This is a genomic window from Streptomyces sp. NPDC032198, assembly GCF_040636975.1.
GTDB lineage: Bacteria > Actinomycetota > Actinomycetes > Streptomycetales > Streptomycetaceae > Streptomyces.
In genome coordinates this window covers 815,400-829,303 of the sequence record NZ_JBEZVL010000001.1, presented here as the reverse complement: position 1 = coordinate 829,303, position 13,904 = coordinate 815,400, and the positions used below count along the sequence as shown (strand labels likewise).

Annotated in this window: 12 protein-coding genes; 5 read left to right on the top strand and 7 right to left on the bottom strand. The window is 72.6% G+C overall.

Translation table 11 applies throughout. From position 1 onward, the window contains the following. Positions 1 to 74: 74 nt before the first annotated feature. Genes AB0E78_RS03895 through AB0E78_RS03885 form a run of 3 tightly spaced genes read right to left on the bottom strand, consistent with a single transcriptional unit; the run spans position 75 to position 3,226 of the window. Positions 75 to 1,091 carry a MoxR family ATPase gene (locus AB0E78_RS03895; RefSeq protein ID WP_361827821.1) on the bottom strand — a complete coding sequence of 339 codons (1,017 nt, stop codon included), beginning with the start codon at positions 1,089 to 1,091 and terminating at the stop codon, positions 75 to 77. Between the two features lie 51 nt (positions 1,092 to 1,142). Next, positions 1,143 to 2,852 carry a trypsin-like peptidase domain-containing protein gene (locus AB0E78_RS03890; RefSeq protein WP_361827818.1) on the bottom strand — a complete coding sequence of 570 codons (1,710 nt, stop codon included), beginning with the start codon at positions 2,850 to 2,852 and terminating at the stop codon, positions 1,143 to 1,145. Next, complete coding sequence (locus tag AB0E78_RS03885) at positions 2,849 to 3,226, bottom strand: CU044_2847 family protein (RefSeq protein WP_361827816.1); 378 nt, start codon at positions 3,224 to 3,226, stop codon at positions 2,849 to 2,851. The genes AB0E78_RS03890 and AB0E78_RS03885 overlap by 4 nt, the downstream gene beginning before the upstream one ends. A gap of 252 nt (positions 3,227 to 3,478) precedes the next feature. Here AB0E78_RS03885 and AB0E78_RS03880 point away from each other — a divergent pair, with 252 nt between their 5' ends. From AB0E78_RS03880 to AB0E78_RS03860, 5 genes are all read left to right on the top strand, one after another. Then, the gene (locus AB0E78_RS03880; RefSeq protein WP_361827813.1) at positions 3,479 to 7,204 is read left to right on the top strand and encodes a S8 family serine peptidase; all 3,726 of its coding nucleotides are present in this window, start codon (positions 3,479 to 3,481) and stop codon (positions 7,202 to 7,204) included. 510 nt (positions 7,205 to 7,714) lie between these two features. After that, positions 7,715 to 8,023, top strand: coding sequence for a hypothetical protein (locus AB0E78_RS03875; RefSeq protein ID WP_361827811.1), 309 nt, complete (start codon positions 7,715 to 7,717; stop codon positions 8,021 to 8,023). Positions 8,024 to 8,124: 101 nt separating this feature from the next. Beyond that, complete coding sequence (locus tag AB0E78_RS03870; RefSeq protein ID WP_361827808.1) at positions 8,125 to 8,859, top strand: HAD-IA family hydrolase; 735 nt, start codon at positions 8,125 to 8,127, stop codon at positions 8,857 to 8,859. 169 nt (positions 8,860 to 9,028) lie between these two features. Beyond that, on the top strand, positions 9,029 to 9,913 hold the full coding sequence (locus AB0E78_RS03865) for a hypothetical protein (RefSeq protein ID WP_361827805.1): 885 nt from the start codon (positions 9,029 to 9,031) through the stop codon (positions 9,911 to 9,913). 301 nt (positions 9,914 to 10,214) lie between these two features. Continuing rightward, on the top strand, positions 10,215 to 11,423 hold the full coding sequence (locus AB0E78_RS03860; RefSeq protein ID WP_361827802.1) for a Cmx/CmrA family chloramphenicol efflux MFS transporter: 1,209 nt from the start codon (positions 10,215 to 10,217) through the stop codon (positions 11,421 to 11,423). Here the strand turns inward: AB0E78_RS03860 and AB0E78_RS03855 are convergent. Genes AB0E78_RS03855 through AB0E78_RS03840 form a run of 4 tightly spaced genes read right to left on the bottom strand, consistent with a single transcriptional unit; the run spans position 11,351 to position 13,896 of the window. Next, complete coding sequence (locus AB0E78_RS03855; protein ID WP_361827800.1) at positions 11,351 to 11,968, bottom strand: hypothetical protein; 618 nt, start codon at positions 11,966 to 11,968, stop codon at positions 11,351 to 11,353. The two genes, AB0E78_RS03860 and AB0E78_RS03855, sit on opposite strands and share 73 nt — an antisense overlap. Beyond that, positions 11,949 to 12,767, bottom strand: a complete 819-nt coding sequence (locus AB0E78_RS03850; RefSeq protein ID WP_361827797.1) for an FkbM family methyltransferase — start codon at positions 12,765 to 12,767, stop codon at positions 11,949 to 11,951. The genes AB0E78_RS03855 and AB0E78_RS03850 overlap by 20 nt, the downstream gene beginning before the upstream one ends. After that, positions 12,764 to 12,991 (bottom strand): Trm112 family protein, encoded by a 228-nt coding sequence (locus AB0E78_RS03845; protein WP_361827795.1) that lies wholly within the window; start codon positions 12,989 to 12,991, stop codon positions 12,764 to 12,766. Before AB0E78_RS03845 ends, AB0E78_RS03850 begins: the two co-directional genes overlap by 4 nt. Further along, positions 12,991 to 13,896: a hypothetical protein gene (locus AB0E78_RS03840; protein WP_361828532.1), complete on the bottom strand. Its 906-nt coding sequence runs from the start codon at positions 13,894 to 13,896 to the stop codon at positions 12,991 to 12,993. Before AB0E78_RS03840 ends, AB0E78_RS03845 begins: the two co-directional genes overlap by 1 nt. Positions 13,897 to 13,904 lie beyond the last annotated feature (8 nt).

Here is a 13,904-nt window from a genome sequence, read left to right as displayed (position 1 = left end):
ACTGCCGTGCGTCGCCCGCCGTCTCCGCGAGGAGATCGGCGAGTTGCGTCACAGGGCCCCGGTGTCGGGGCCGGTCAGAGTGCATTCGGGTCCAGGTCTGCGGCCTGGGTCAGATACGGCATCAGCTGGCGGGCGAGTTCGTCGCGGGAGGTTGCGTCGATGCCTGCCGCGCCGGTCAGGTAGATCGCGTTCAGGAGTTGGTCCGTGGCGAGTTCGCCGCCGGTGCCGCGTTCCAGGAAGCGGGCGATGAGCGTGCGGGCGTAGGCGTCGGGTTCGCCGAGGTGGGCCCGGACGATCTCCTCCAGGTGCTCGTCGCGCGGCTGGCGCAGGCGCAGCGTGACGCAGCGGCGCAGGAACGCGGGCGGGAACTCGCGCTCGCCGTTGCTGGTCAGGACGACGAAGGGGAAGGCCCGGCAGCGCACCCGGCCGCGCTCGACCCTCACCGGGTCGTCCGAGCCGTCGGCCAGGAGCTCGGCCTTCGGGGTGTGCTTGGCGATCCGTACCAGCTCGGGGATCTCGTACTGGCCCTCCTCCAGGATGTTCAGGAGGTCGTTGGGCAGGTCGAGGTCGCTCTTGTCGATCTCGTCGATGAGGAGCGCGCGGGGGCGGCGGTAGGGGAGGAGGGCGGTGCCCAGCGGGCCCAGGCGGAGGTGGTCCTCGACGCCCGCGCCGTCCCGGGCCGCCCGCGCCCTGGGTGCTCGCCCCGCCGCGTAGAGGCGCGACAGCGGGTCGTACTGGTAGAGGCCGTCGTGCAGGGCGCTGCGGCTCGTGATGTTCCAGCGCAGGACCGGGCCGAGGCCCAACTCCCTGGCCACCGCGTAGGCGAGGCTCGACTTGCCGCTGCCGGGAGGGCCCGTCACCAGGAGTGGTCGCCGCAAGTACAGCGCGGCGTTGACCAGTTGGACGCAGGTCTCCGTGGCCCGGTACGTGTGCGCCCGGTGCACGCGGTCCGGGGAGGTCGCCGAGCCGTCGTCCGTGGGCGTGTCGAGGACCGGGCCGCCGTCGAAGGCCCGCCAGGGCGGCGGCTCGGGCAGCTCGTTGATCCCGTCGTGGGGCTCGTTCGTACCGGTGTAGACGGGCCACAGGGACATGATCGGGGTTCTCCGTATTCGGGCGTCGGACTCAGGCGTACTGCGACGGGCTCAGGCGACGGGGGAGCGGTGGTGGGCGGCGGGTGCGTCGGGGAAGCAGCGCGGGTCGTCCCAGAGGAGCTGGACGCCCCGCGCCCAGTGGGTGTCCGGCTCGTCCGAGGCCTCCGCCGTCTCGCGCAACGTCAGGATGGTGCGGGGGAGTTCGGTAGGCGGGTGGCCTTCGACGTGGGCTGCGATGCGGTCGAGGAAGTCGGAGCCCGCGCAGCTCGTGTCGCTCCGGTGCCCGGGGTCGGCGCAGCCCGTGCGCGGCCACAGGAGGACCGGCACCGGCGCGGTCAGCGAGACGTCGAAGTGCGTCACCTCGGCGTCGGGCCCCGCACGGTCGCCGCGCGGCGGCGCCGCGAACCCCGCCAGATCCGCGCCGTCGCTCCGCAGCCGGAACCGCAGCTTGTTCGGCTTCTCCTGGGTGCCGCACTCGACGCGGTGCAGGACGGTCGTGCGGTGGTCGTCCAGGTGCTCCCACTTGCGGGCGAGGCGGTGCCGCAGGCCGCCCTTGCGACGGGACCGGTCGGTCACGACCAGGGGGTACGAGCAGCCGAGCGGGGTCGGGTCGTCGGCACCGCACTCCCACTGGGCCACCGGCCAGTTGAGCAGCGCACGCGGCAGCACGAAGGCCAGCAACTCGTCCGTACCGGGGGTGAGATGGGAGAAGGCGTCGTCGACGAGCTCCTGGACGTACGCGCGGACGTGACCGGCGGCCAGGGTGCGCGAGCCGACGGGGTGGCGCAGGCCCTCGCGGTACGCGGACACCTCGACCAGGAGCTGGTCGTCGCCCGCACCGCTGTGGTCGATCTCGATGAGGATGGGGGCCCAGTCCGGTAACGCGCCGGGCTTCGGCGGTGCGGGGGCCGACGGCGCTTCGAGCAGGCCCGCGAGACGGTCGGCGAGGCGCGCCACCGCGTCCGGGTCGTCGACCTCCGAGAGTACGTACCAGGCCGCCGACCAGAGGGAGCCGAAGCCCTCCGGCGGCACGGGCGGGCCGAGCGGGCCCACCGCGTCGCGGTACAGCCGCTCCGGGTCGCGGCCCACGCCGGTGTCCGCCGCCCGGTCCACCAGGGCGCGCAGCCGTTCCTTCGCGGCCCGCTGATGGCCGGGGGTGGGGACCAGGTCGCCGAGCGGGGGCCAGTAGCGGGCCATGACGGAAGTGGGCAGCATCCGTCCGTTGCGTACGCCGCTGGACGCGCGGGTGGCGGCCGACACCATGCCCACGACCCGGTTGCTGTCCGCGAGGGTCACCGCCGCGCCGCTGAACCCCGGTGCCAGGGGCTGGCCGTGGGCGCTCCACGCCTCCAGCTGGACCCACTCGTCGGCGATCCGCTGGGCGGCGGTCGCGCGGTACTCGGCGAGGGTGCCCTCGCGGTACCCCTTGGGGAATCCGTACACGAGGAGCCGGGGGCGGGGTTCCGTGTACGCGTCGTCGGGCGCCGCGAACTCGGCGGGCCGCACCGGCACCGCGCGCTCCAGCTCCAGGACGGCGAGGTCGCCCACGTCGTCGCCGCGCCCGTCCCAGCCGCCGTGCGCCCCGACGGCGGCACCCACCGCGCCGAGGTCCTCGCGGTGCGGGAAGGAGACGGTGACGGGCGTGCCGCCGCTGCCGCGGACGACGTGCGCACAGGTCAGCACGTGCCGCTCCGACACGAGGAACCCGGCGCCGACCTCGCTCCCGCACACGATGCGGGCATGCCACGATGCGCTGCTCATGGGGCGGGGGTGGCCTCCGGAGGGGCGGGGGCGGACTCCGGCGTCGCCACGGCGGTGCGGCCGTCCGGCGTCCACGCGAGGCGCACCACCAGGTGGCCCTCCGCCGTGCCCTTCACGATCACCGCGCCCGCTTCCGCCGACATCCGCACGCCGAACTCGATCTCCACCGAGTCCGGGCGCAGGGTCCCGTCGCGGAACACCCGCAGCGCGGACTCCGCCGCCGCGCGCGCCCCGGCGAGCGACTCCTCGAAGGTGCGGACCGCCCGGACCGGTCCTTCGCCGCGTGAGACGAGGTGCGAGCCGTGCACGTCCTCCACGTCGGCCAGCACGACATGCGTGCCGCCGTCGGTCGCGAACTCCACCAGATCGTCCATCAATGCCCCCGTCGAGCCCCTGCCGCGCCTGCCAACTGCATTGTTGCCGAAGGCCCTTGTGGCTGTCATCCAACTCCCGGGCAACGGACGCGCATCTCCCGGGCATCGGGAGCGCAGGCGCGGGGCTGGCGGGAAGGTGCCCTGGCGGCTTCCCGCCAGCACCTGGCAACACCCCGGCAACACCGGCCCCCGGACACTCTTCGCAGCACCCGGGAACCACCCCCGCCCGGGTCCGACGAAGAGAGGGCACCCATGACCCGATCACCCGCGTGGCGAAGAGCCAGGCTGCTGCCGGCCGTCGGCCTCGCGTTCGCGCTGCTGCCGACGGGGCAGGCCGCCACCGCGGCCCCTTCCGGCGTGCCGCAGGGGCGGGCCACCCCCGCTGCCCGCGCCGCGCACACCGTCACCCTGGTGACCGGCGACAAGGTCACCGTCACGGAACTCGGCGGCGGGAAGAAGACCGTCACCGTCGACCGGCCCGCCAGGGCCACCGGAGCCGTCCGGAGCGAGATCGCGGGGGGCCGCATCACCGTCGTACCGGACGAGGCGCGGCCCTATCTGAGTGCGGGCACCCTCGACGAGCGGCTGTTCGACGTGACGGAGCTGATACGGCAGGGGCTCGGGGACGAGAAGGGCCGTGCGCTGCCGCTCATCGTCACGTACGAGAAGGACGCGCGGCGTGCCGCGGGCCCGGCGGCCCCCCGGGGCGCGGACAAGGTCCGCTCGCTGCCCAGCGTGGGTGGCGTGGCGGTGACCGCGGACGAGCCCGGCACCTTCTGGCGGGATGTCGCGCCGGGTGCGGGCAAGTCGGCGCGCACGAAGGCCGGTTCGGGCGGCGGACTCGCCGGCGGTATCGACAAGATCTGGCTCGACGGGCGCGTCGATGCCGACATGGCGCGGAGCAACGAGCAGATCGGCACCCCCAAGGCCTGGGAGGCCGGGCTCACCGGCAAGGGCGTGAAGGTGGCCGTCCTCGACACCGGCGTCGACAGCGGCCACCCCGGCCTCAAGGACCGGGTGGACGCCACCAAGAGCTTCATCCCGGGCGAGGAGGTCGCCGACCGCAACGGCCACGGCACCCATGTGACCTCGACCGTCGGCGGCAGCGGTGCGGAGTCCGAGGGCAACAAGGAGAAGGGCGTGGCGCCCGGCGCCACCCTCTTTGTCGGCAAGGTGCTCAGCGACGAGGGCTCCGGCAGCGAATCGCAGATCATCGCCGGAATGGAGTGGGCGGCCAAGGACGTCGGCGCCAAGGTCGTCTCGATGAGCCTCGGTTCGCAGGAGGCCAGCGACGGCACCGACCCGATGGCCGCCGCCGTCAACACCCTCTCCAAGGACACCGGCGCTCTCTTCGTCATCGCCGCGGGCAACACCGGAGCCCCCTCGTCGATCGGCTCGCCCGGCGCCGCCGACTCCGCGCTGACCATCGGCGCGGTCGACTCCGCCGACCAGGCCGCGTACTTCACCAGCCAGGGCCCCCGCCACGGCGACAACGCCCTCAAGCCCGACCTGTCGGCACCCGGCGTCGACATCCTCGCCGCCCGCTCCCAACTGGTGAGCGGCGAGGGCTACTACACCGAGATGAGCGGTACGTCGATGGCGACCCCGCACGTCGCGGGCGTCGCCGCCCTGCTCGCCGAGAAGCACCCCGACTGGAGCGGTGCGCGCCTCAAGGACGCCCTGATGTCGACGTCCGCACAACTCGACGCGTCCGCGTATGAGTTGGGGTCGGGCCGGGTCAGCGTGCCCGACGCGATCGACGCGCGGGTCACCGCGAGTGGCAGCGCCGACCTCGGCTTCTACTCGTGGCCGTACGAGGACAACAAGCCCGTCACCAAGACGGTGACGTACACCAACACCTCGGCTGAGAAAGTCGAGTTGAGCCTCGCGGCCGAGGGTGCGGCGGAGGGTGTCGCGACCCTCGCCGACAAGACGCTCACCGTCCCCGCGCACGGCACCGCGTCGACCACGGTGACCGGCGACGGGGCGAAGGCGCCCGTCGGCAACGCCAGTGGCCGCATCGTCGCGAGCGCCGCCGGGAAGCCCGTCGCGCACACCGCGTTCGGCCTGGTCAAGGAGGAGGAGCGGTACACGCTCACCGTCCACGTCAAGGACCGTGACGGCGCCGCGACCGCGGCCGGTCTGGTCTACCAGCGGCTCGCGGAGCAGGTCGACCCCGTCCAGGCGGAGGTCGGTGACTCCGGAACGCTGGAGCTGCGCCTCAAGCCCGGCACGTACGCCCTCTCCTCCTTCCTCGACGTGCGCGGCGGCAAGGGCAAGGACTCCCTGGGCCTCGGCTTCCTCGCCGCACCGGAGATCGTCCTCGACAAGGACCGTGAAGTCACCCTGGACGGGCGGAAGTTGCGGGAGGTTGGCGTAGACGTCGGCAAGCGGACGGAGACCCGCCAACTCCTGATGGAGTACGACCGCCGGGCGAACGGAGCCGCTCTGCAGGGCGCGGTCCAGGTGCCCGTCAAGTACGACAGCGTCTTCGCCGCCCCCACCGACAAGGTGAATGAGGGCAGCTTCGAGTACCGCACCGTCTGGCGCCTCGGCAAGCCGGCCCTGGACGTGAAGGGCCTCGGTCAGGTCGTCGCGCAGCCCGGCGGCACGGTCGGCGACGGCCGCAGCAAGCTGCCGATCGTGGACGTGGGCGGCGGCACGGCGGCCGAGTACGCGGGCAAGAACGTGCGGGGCAAGGCCGTCATCGTGCGGCGCACCCCTGGCTCGGACACGACGCCCGCGCAGCTCGGGCAGGCCGCCCAGGACGCGGGCGTGAAGGCTCTGTTCGTGACGGACGACGCGCCGGGCAGGCTCAACGCCTGGTTCGGTACGGACGACAACGCGGACCGGCCGCTCCGGATCGGCACGGTCGACGCGGCGGACGGCGCACGGCTGCGCGCGGCGGCGAAGGCGGGCCGGACCGTGGAGACCACGGCGACATCCCGCACGCCCTACGTCTACGACGTGTCGGAGGGCCACAAGGGCGCGGTGCCCCGCGACCTGACGTACGAGCCGTCGAAGCGTGAACTGGCGGTCCTCGACACGAAGTTCCACGCGGTGAAGCCGGTGGCGGGAGGCGAGTTCCGCTACTCGCTGACGGACACCTTCTCCGTCGGGATCGGCTTCCAGGAGAAGATCGACTACCCGGTGGAGCGCACGGACTACGCGTCCACGGGGGCCGGGCAGCTGTGGCACGAGTCGGTGTCGTCCGGGCCGGGCGCCCTGGAGGAGCGCAGTGGTCTGGTCAGCTACCGGGGCGGTAAGCGCGGCGAGCTGAACTGGTTCAAGCCCGTCTGGCACCCGTGGCTGGGGACGGGGCTCGGCTGGGGGCAGCAGCGGTACGGGAACACGCTGGAATTCAATGTCCCCGGGTGGGGTGATTCCGGGCCCGACCACACGGGGTTCGGCGATGTGTGGAACGAAGACTCGATGACGCAGTTCAGCGAGGTCTACGCGGACGGGAAGCTGGTCGACCGCAAGCAGAGTTCGGGCGTGTACGTGTGGGACGCGAATCCGGCGCTGACGACGTACAAGGTCGTGACGGACACGACGCTGGATCCCGAGCGGTGGCGGCTCGCCACGAAGGGCCACTCGGAGTGGACCTTCAGGTCGAAGGAGACGCCGGGTGACCGGAAGGCCTTCCTGCCCCTGCTGAACCTCGGGTTCGACGTGGACACGGACCTCGCGGGCAACGTCCGGGGCGGGCGCTCCCTGGATGTCGGGATCTTCTCCGAGTACGTCAAGGGAGCGGTGGACACGGGGTCCATCGGAGGCGGCAAGCTGGAGGTGTCGTACGACGACGGGAAGAGCTGGACCGGTGTGAAGCTGGACCGTGACGGCGGCAAGGCGGTGGCCTGGGGCGGGAAGCTGAAGGTGCCTTCCGCTGCCGAGTTCGTCTCGCTGCGGGCCTCGGCTCGCGACGACCGGGGCGGGTCGGTCACGCAGGAGATCATCCGGGCGGTGGGGGTGAGGTAGCGGAGGCCCCCGCGAGGCTCGTCGGACGGCCTCGACGCGGCGACGCCGCCTCCCGTGGGACGGGGAGGCGGCGTCGCTGCGCGTACTTCCGGGTGACGTCAGACCAGCCAGCCGAGGAAGTGGGCGAGACCGGCGACGACGTCAGTGATGAGGTTCATGGTGGTGCTTCTCCTTGTGGGACTTTCTCAGGATGTTCCAACTCCCGGACTACGTATGGGACATGGGCCGGGAACGCGGCAACTACGGTCTGCAGCCCGTCGCTTGCGCAACGTAATCATCGTCAATCACAGAGGTCACATGCAATCCCTGGCGTGACGATCACCTGTTCCAGGGAACAACTGCTCCCCTGTTCGCATTTTCGAGATGCGGGGGCCCCGGAGGGTCGCGCGGCGCCTCTGCCGGAGCGCAGGTGCTACCGCGCGCCGGACACTTACTGCGCCTGATCGACTACTTTGGGTGACTCCAGCGGGCTGCGTCGGAAGCGGCCCGCACGGTGGATGGAGTCTGAAGATGATGCGACACACGATGCGAGGACGCGTGGCTGTGGCCCTGGGGGCGCTCGCGGCCGCCGCGGCACTGACGGTCGCGGTGCCGGGATCGGCGTACGCGGCGCAAGGTGTCCTGATCGTCAACGGCAACGAACACACGGACCCGAGCGGCTGCTACGCGATCGACCGGTTCCCGTCCTCGGTCACCAACCACACCGACGCCATCGCCGAGGTCCACGCGGGCCCCGACTGCTCCGGCCAGGTCGAATGGCTGGTCTACCCGGGCGAGACGTACCGCACGGAGACGGCACAGAGCGTCTTCATCCTCTGAGCCCCACCACATCCTCCGAGCTCCAGGAGGGTCCGAGGTGCCGCCGCACGGATCGTCAACTCTTCATCGCGGTCTTACGCGGCGGCCGCTAGGAAGGCCGGATGCCGACGCACCGAATGCCGCCCGTCTCCGGCCCCGAGGGCCCGATCCGCACCGTCGCCCCCGCCCCGGTGACGCCGCCCAAGGCGGTGCTCTTCGACTTCTCCGGGACGCTGTTCCAGATCCGGCCGTACGAGGACCGCATCCGCGCCGCGCTGCCCGACCCGGTGGACGGGCCCGCGATGGACGCCATCCTCACCTCCCTGGAGGCGGGCCTCGCGGACCCCGGCGTCATCGAGGCCCAGTACGCACGCGATGTGTCGTCCCGGGCCCACCGGCACGCGTTCACCACCTGGTACGCGTCGGCCCCCGCACTCGCCCCCTTCGCCGGCGTCCTCTACGAGCAACTCCGGTCCCCGGAGCACTGGTTGCCGTACGCGGACACCGAGCGCACGCTGGCCGGGCTCGACGCGCGGGGCATCGCGCTCGGGGTGGTGAGTGACGTCGGCTGGGATCTGCGGCCCACGTTCGCCCGGCACGGCCTCGACCGCTGGTTCGGCAGCTGGGTCCACTCGTACCAACACGCCACCGAGAAGCCCGACCCGCGGCTCTTCGGCCATGCGTGCGCGGAACTGGGCGTGGCCCCCGCGGACACCCTGATGGTCGGCGACCACCCCGCCAAGGACGGCGGGGCGGCGGGCGCGGGTCTGCGGTCCTACGTGTTGCCCGGTGGAGCGGTGGCCGGGGCGGTGCGGGGGCTAGGGGCGGTGCTCCGTCTTGTCGACGGGCCTTACTGACCGCGGAGCCGTACCGCCGCCCGGCCCGGTCGGGCGGTCCCGGGCGACACCGAGCCGGACGCGCGTGACCGGTGCGACTCGTGATCATCGTGTACGAGACGGGCCTTGTCGGGGACACGTCGAGAGGTTGTTAGCCTGCGGGGCGGATCATCGAACCCTGGAGGCCTCCGTGTCACCCGACCGCCCCACGATCGCCCTGGTCACCAGCAGGCCTCAGCTGGAGACCGGTCTCGACCGTGACCTCCCCGAGCTGGCACGCTCGCTCGGCGCGGCGGGCGCTGACGTCGCCACCGTGTCCTGGGACGACCCGGACCTCGACTGGGAGCGGTTCGATCTCGTCGTCATCCGGTCCGCCTGGGACTACAGCGAGCGCGTCGCCGAGTTCGTGGCCTGGGCCGGGCGCGTCGCGCGGCTCACCGTCCTGGCCAACCCGGCGTCCGTGGTGCGGTGGAACACCGACAAGCGGTACCTGGCGGAGCTCGCGGCGGCGGGGGTGCCCGTCGTGCCGACCCGCTATGTGGCGCCCGGCGACGTGCCGGAGATCCCGGACGACGGCACGTTCGTCGTCAAGCCCACGTCCGGGGCGGGGGCGCGTCTCGCGGCGCGGTACGAGAAGGGCGAGTACGAGGCCGCCGTACGGCACATCGAGCGGATGCACGGCCAAGGCCTCACCGCGATGGTGCAGCCGTACATGCCGCGCATCGACGAGACCGGCGAGCGCGCCCTCGTCTTCGTCGGCGGGCGCTTCCTGCACGCCGTACAGAAGGGCGCGGTGCTCGCGCCGGGCACGGCGTACGACGACGAGAAGATGCCGCACCCCGATCTGCGTGAATGGCAGCCGGCCGCCGCCGAACTCGCGCTCGCCGAGCGGGCGTTGGCCGCCGTGCCGGGCTCGCCCGAGCTGCTCTACGCGCGCGTGGACCTCGTCGACGACGCGGACAGCGGTGAGCCCTGCGTCATGGAGGTCGAACTCGTCGAGCCGAACCTCTTCCTCTTCCTGCACGCGGACTCGCTGCCCGCGGTGACCGAGGAGATCCTCACCGCCGCCGGGTAACGCCGGTGATCCAAGGCAATCGAGTGGACGTGGCCTCAGCGGCGTGAATAGTCTGCGGCCATGTCCAGTCCCGAGTCCGACAGACTCTAGCCACCGGCCGGCATGTCCGGTGGCCCTCACTCACGTCACCGGATCCCTCGCCGAAGCGGTTCACCGCCGCCGTGCGGACTGACATCCCTTTTCTCTTTCCCTTCCTGGCGCGACCTGTTGGCGCGACCGCCGCGTGGCCCCCCTTCGCCGGGGCGGCATCCGTGGCCGGCCGCCGCCCTGTCGATCCATGACGTAGGTGCGGAGTTCCTTCATGCCCCTTGCCCTCTACATCCTCGGACTCGCCGTCTTCGCGCAAGGCACATCCGAGTTCATGCTCTCCGGTCTCGGCCCCGGCATCGCCGCCGACCTCGATGTGTCCCTCTCCACCGCGGGCACCCTGACCTCGGCCTTCGCCGTCGGGATGATCGTGGGTGCGCCGATGATGGCCGTACTCAGCCGTCGCTGGCCGCGCAGGACCGCGCTGCTCGCCTTCCTGACCACCTTCCTGCTCGTCCACGTGGCCGGCGCGCTGACCACCAGCTTCGCCGTGCTGCTCGCGACCCGCGTCGTCGGTGCGCTCGCCAACGCCGGATTCCTCGCGGTGGCCCTGGTCGCCGCCGTCGGCATGGTCGAGCCGGACGCCAAGGGGCGGGCCACGTCCGTGCTGCTCGGCGGCGTCACCCTCGCCTGTGTCGCGGGCGTCCCCGGCGGCGCGCTGCTCGGGCAGTTCTGGGGGTGGCGGTCCGCCTTCTGGGCGGTGGCCCTCGTCTCGGTGCCCGCCGTCCTCGCGATCCTGCGGTCCGTGCCCGCCGGTGCGCCCGATGCCGCGCTGTCCGACGTGCGCGGGGAGCTGCGGTCGCTGCGCGGGCCGCGGCTCGTGGTGACGCTGCTCCTCGGGGCGCTGGTGAACGGCGCGACCTTCTGTACGTTCACCTATCTCTCGCCGGTCATCACCGATGTCACCGGCTTCTCGCAGGGGTGGGTGCCCGCGCTGCTCGCGCTCTTCGGCGCCGGATCGTTCGCCGGGGTGACGGTCGCGGGGCGGTTCGCGGACGCGCGGCCCGTTCCGTTCCTCCTCACGGGCGCGGCGGCGCTGCTCGCCGGGTGGGTGCTCTTCGCGCTGACCGCGCAGCACCCGGTGGCGGCGGTCGTCCTCGTCCTCGTCCAGGGCGCGCTGTCCTTCGGTGTCGGCTCCGCGCTGATCACCCAGGCGCTGTACGCGGCCACCGGCGCCCCCACGCTCGCGGGCGGCTTCGCCACGGCCGCGCTGAACGTGGGGGCCGCGATCGGTCCCGTGGGCGGCGGCATCGCCCTCTCCGCGGGGCTCGGCCACCGCTCGCCGCTGTGGGGCAGCGCGCTGCTCGTGGCGCTGGCCCTGGTGACCGGAATCGCGACCGTGGGGAAGCGTCAGTCGCCGTCCGGGAACGAGAGCCGCTGGAGCAGCCCCCAGGTGAACTCCGCGACGCAGCGCCGCGGCTGACCCGCCCCGTCCGGCGCGGTGAAGGCGAGCCGCCAGCGCGTGGGCGCCGTGCCCTCCATCGGGCGGGCAGGGGCGAACGCGCGGGCGGCCTCGTCGACCGTGCACGACCAGGGCGTGAGGTCGTCGAGGGTGTGGAGCGCGGGGCCCGGGGCGCCGGGCGCGCGGATCAGCCACTCGTTCCACACCGCCCCGTTCGGGGCCCGCAGCACCTCGAAGCGCAGGTCCGGCCAGAGCGGCACCGGCCACAGCAGGGCCTCGCACTCCAGGTCGCCGATCTGCCGGACCACGGTGGCCTCGGGCGCGCCGAGCACCGAGCGGTAGCGGGAGACCGCGCCTCGCGAGCGGGCGGAGCGGCTCATCGCCTGCCAGCGGCGGTTGGCCTCGCGCATGTCCGCGAGGGAGACGCCCAGCTCGTGCCGGGCCGCCTCCACCAGGTCCGGATTGTGGTCGGCCATGCGGCGCAACAGGACCAGCTGGAAGTCGAGAGGCGTGAACGGGCCCGATGACCTGGGGCCGGAGGCGGAGCTAGCGGACATGGGCTCCATGGTCGCGCACCGCGGCGGCTCCCGGGCGGCGGTCGCCGGGCAGGAACAGCACCGAGTTGACGTACCGGGGCCTGCGCGGGGTGAGCACCCTGCGCAGCAGCCCCTGCGACACGACGTACGACGTGTCGCTCTGGTGCGCCTCCAGGTCGAAGTCGGCCAGCGGCAGCCAGGTGTGCCCGGGCAGGACCCAGCCCTGGTAGCCGTGGTGCCGGGTGAGCAGCTCGATGATCGGCCCGATCGGCTGGATGCGGGACTCCAGCTCGATGAACAGGGCGGGCCGGTCACGGGTGAGGAGGTCGTGGGCGCCGTGCAGCACCGGCAGTTCGTTGCCGTCCACGTCGATCTTGATGAAGTCGACGTCGCGCAGGCCGAGCCCGTCCAGCGTGAGGCAGGGCACCTCGACCGCCGTGGCGTGGATGTCCCTGCGGATGAGCGAGGAGACCCCGCGGTCCCCGCGGTCGCCCTGCGGCAGCCAGAGCCGGGCCGTGCCGGGGCGGTCGGTGGCGGCGGCCTGGATCACCCGGACGTTGCCGGGCGTGGAGGTCTCCAGGAGCCGGGCGAGATGCGGGACGGGCTCCACGGTCACCACGCGGCGCGCACGCGAGGCGAGGCGGCGCGACCAGGGGCCGTACCAGCCGCCGACGTCCACCGCCGTGCCGCAGCCGCTCGGGCAGAGGTCGGCGAGGCGGGCCAGCTCCGGTTCGAAGCGGGGGTAGACGAGGCGGGCCAGGGAGGCGATCAGACGGGCGGGGAGGTGCGGGGCGAGCCGGGCGGCCACCGTCTTGTGGGGGCCCGTCACGGGGAGATCCGCTTCAGGAGCTGCTCGTGCTCGTCCTCCGATATCTGCTCTCCAGAGGAAGGCAGGAGCTGCGGTATGCCGTCGACGATCGGGTAACGGCGGCGCAGCCGCGGGTTGTAGAGCACCTCCTCCGGTACGAGGGGCTCCGCGGGCTCCAGGAGATGCAGCGGCCCCTTGTCCAGCGGGCATGCGAGGATCTTCAGGAGCGGATCTTCGGGATTCATCAGCTCGTCAACTCCTTGGTGGGCGGCGTTGGTTGAGGCGGTGGCGCGTCATGCTTGGGCATGGCGAGGAGCACGGACACCGCGAGCGCCGTGCCCGCGATCCGCAGGGTGAGCCGCACCGGTTCCTGCGGCAGCGGCTCACCGAACGCCAGCGTGCCGAGTACCGCGGTGAACAGCGCGGTAACCGTCGTGCACACGGGGACGATGAGCGAGGCCCGGCAGCGCTGCAGCGCCGCCTGGGACATGACCAGGCCGAACGCGCCGGTGAACAGCAGGAGATACGGGTACGGGGAGCGCAGCAGATGGAGCAGCGCCGAGCCCAGGTCCTGCGTGGTCAGATAGCTGGACACGCCCTTGATGGCGAGCGAACTGACCCCGTAGAGAAGGCCGACGGCGACCCCGTACTCGACGCCCGTCGTCGGCAGCCGGTGCCGGTGCTTCGCGCGCCGCTCGGCCGATCCGTACAGCAGGACCCCCGCCGCGAGGGACGGCAGACAGACGGTGAGGACGAGCGGGACGGGCGCGCTGTGGCTCACGGTGTCGGCCTCCTCGCTGAGCGAGAGGACGACCATGAGCAGCGCGGCGAGAATGGCCCCGACGGCGTACCGCTCGCGCCCCGACGTCTGCTCCCCGAGCAGCACCGAGGAGAGCAGCAGCAGGAGCACGAGCCCGGACACGAAGATGCCCTGCGCGGCGGCGATCGGCAGCGTCCGGTAGACGGCGAGCTGCGCGCCGAAACCGGCGGCGAGCGCGAGCGATCCGCCGATCCACAGCGGACTGGAGACGACCTGCCGCAGCAGCCGTGCCGGATTGCGCACGCTGACGGAGGGCATCGCGGTCAGGGCCCGTTTCTCCAGGACGAACCCGGTGCTGTAGAGGAGGTTCGCCAGCAGGGCCGCGGCCACACCCCACC

Bases quoted from the DNA above. Each gene is read 5' to 3' on its own strand.
- AB0E78_RS03895 (WP_361827821.1), bottom strand. From the start codon at position 1,091: ATGTCCCTGTGGCCCGTCTACACCGGTACGAACGAGCCCCACGACGGG.
- AB0E78_RS03890 (WP_361827818.1), bottom strand. From the start codon at position 2,852: ATGAGCAGCGCATCGTGGCATGCCCGCATCGTGTGCGGGAGCGAGGTC.
- AB0E78_RS03885 (WP_361827816.1), bottom strand. From the start codon at position 3,226: ATGGACGATCTGGTGGAGTTCGCGACCGACGGCGGCACGCATGTCGTG.
- AB0E78_RS03880 (WP_361827813.1), top strand. From the start codon at position 3,479: ATGACCCGATCACCCGCGTGGCGAAGAGCCAGGCTGCTGCCGGCCGTC.
- AB0E78_RS03875 (WP_361827811.1), top strand. From the start codon at position 7,715: ATGATGCGACACACGATGCGAGGACGCGTGGCTGTGGCCCTGGGGGCG.
- AB0E78_RS03870 (WP_361827808.1), top strand. From the start codon at position 8,125: ATGCCGACGCACCGAATGCCGCCCGTCTCCGGCCCCGAGGGCCCGATC.
- AB0E78_RS03860 (WP_361827802.1), top strand. From the start codon at position 10,215: ATGCCCCTTGCCCTCTACATCCTCGGACTCGCCGTCTTCGCGCAAGGC.
- AB0E78_RS03855 (WP_361827800.1), bottom strand. From the start codon at position 11,968: ATGGAGCCCATGTCCGCTAGCTCCGCCTCCGGCCCCAGGTCATCGGGC.
- AB0E78_RS03845 (WP_361827795.1), bottom strand. From the start codon at position 12,991: ATGAATCCCGAAGATCCGCTCCTGAAGATCCTCGCATGCCCGCTGGAC.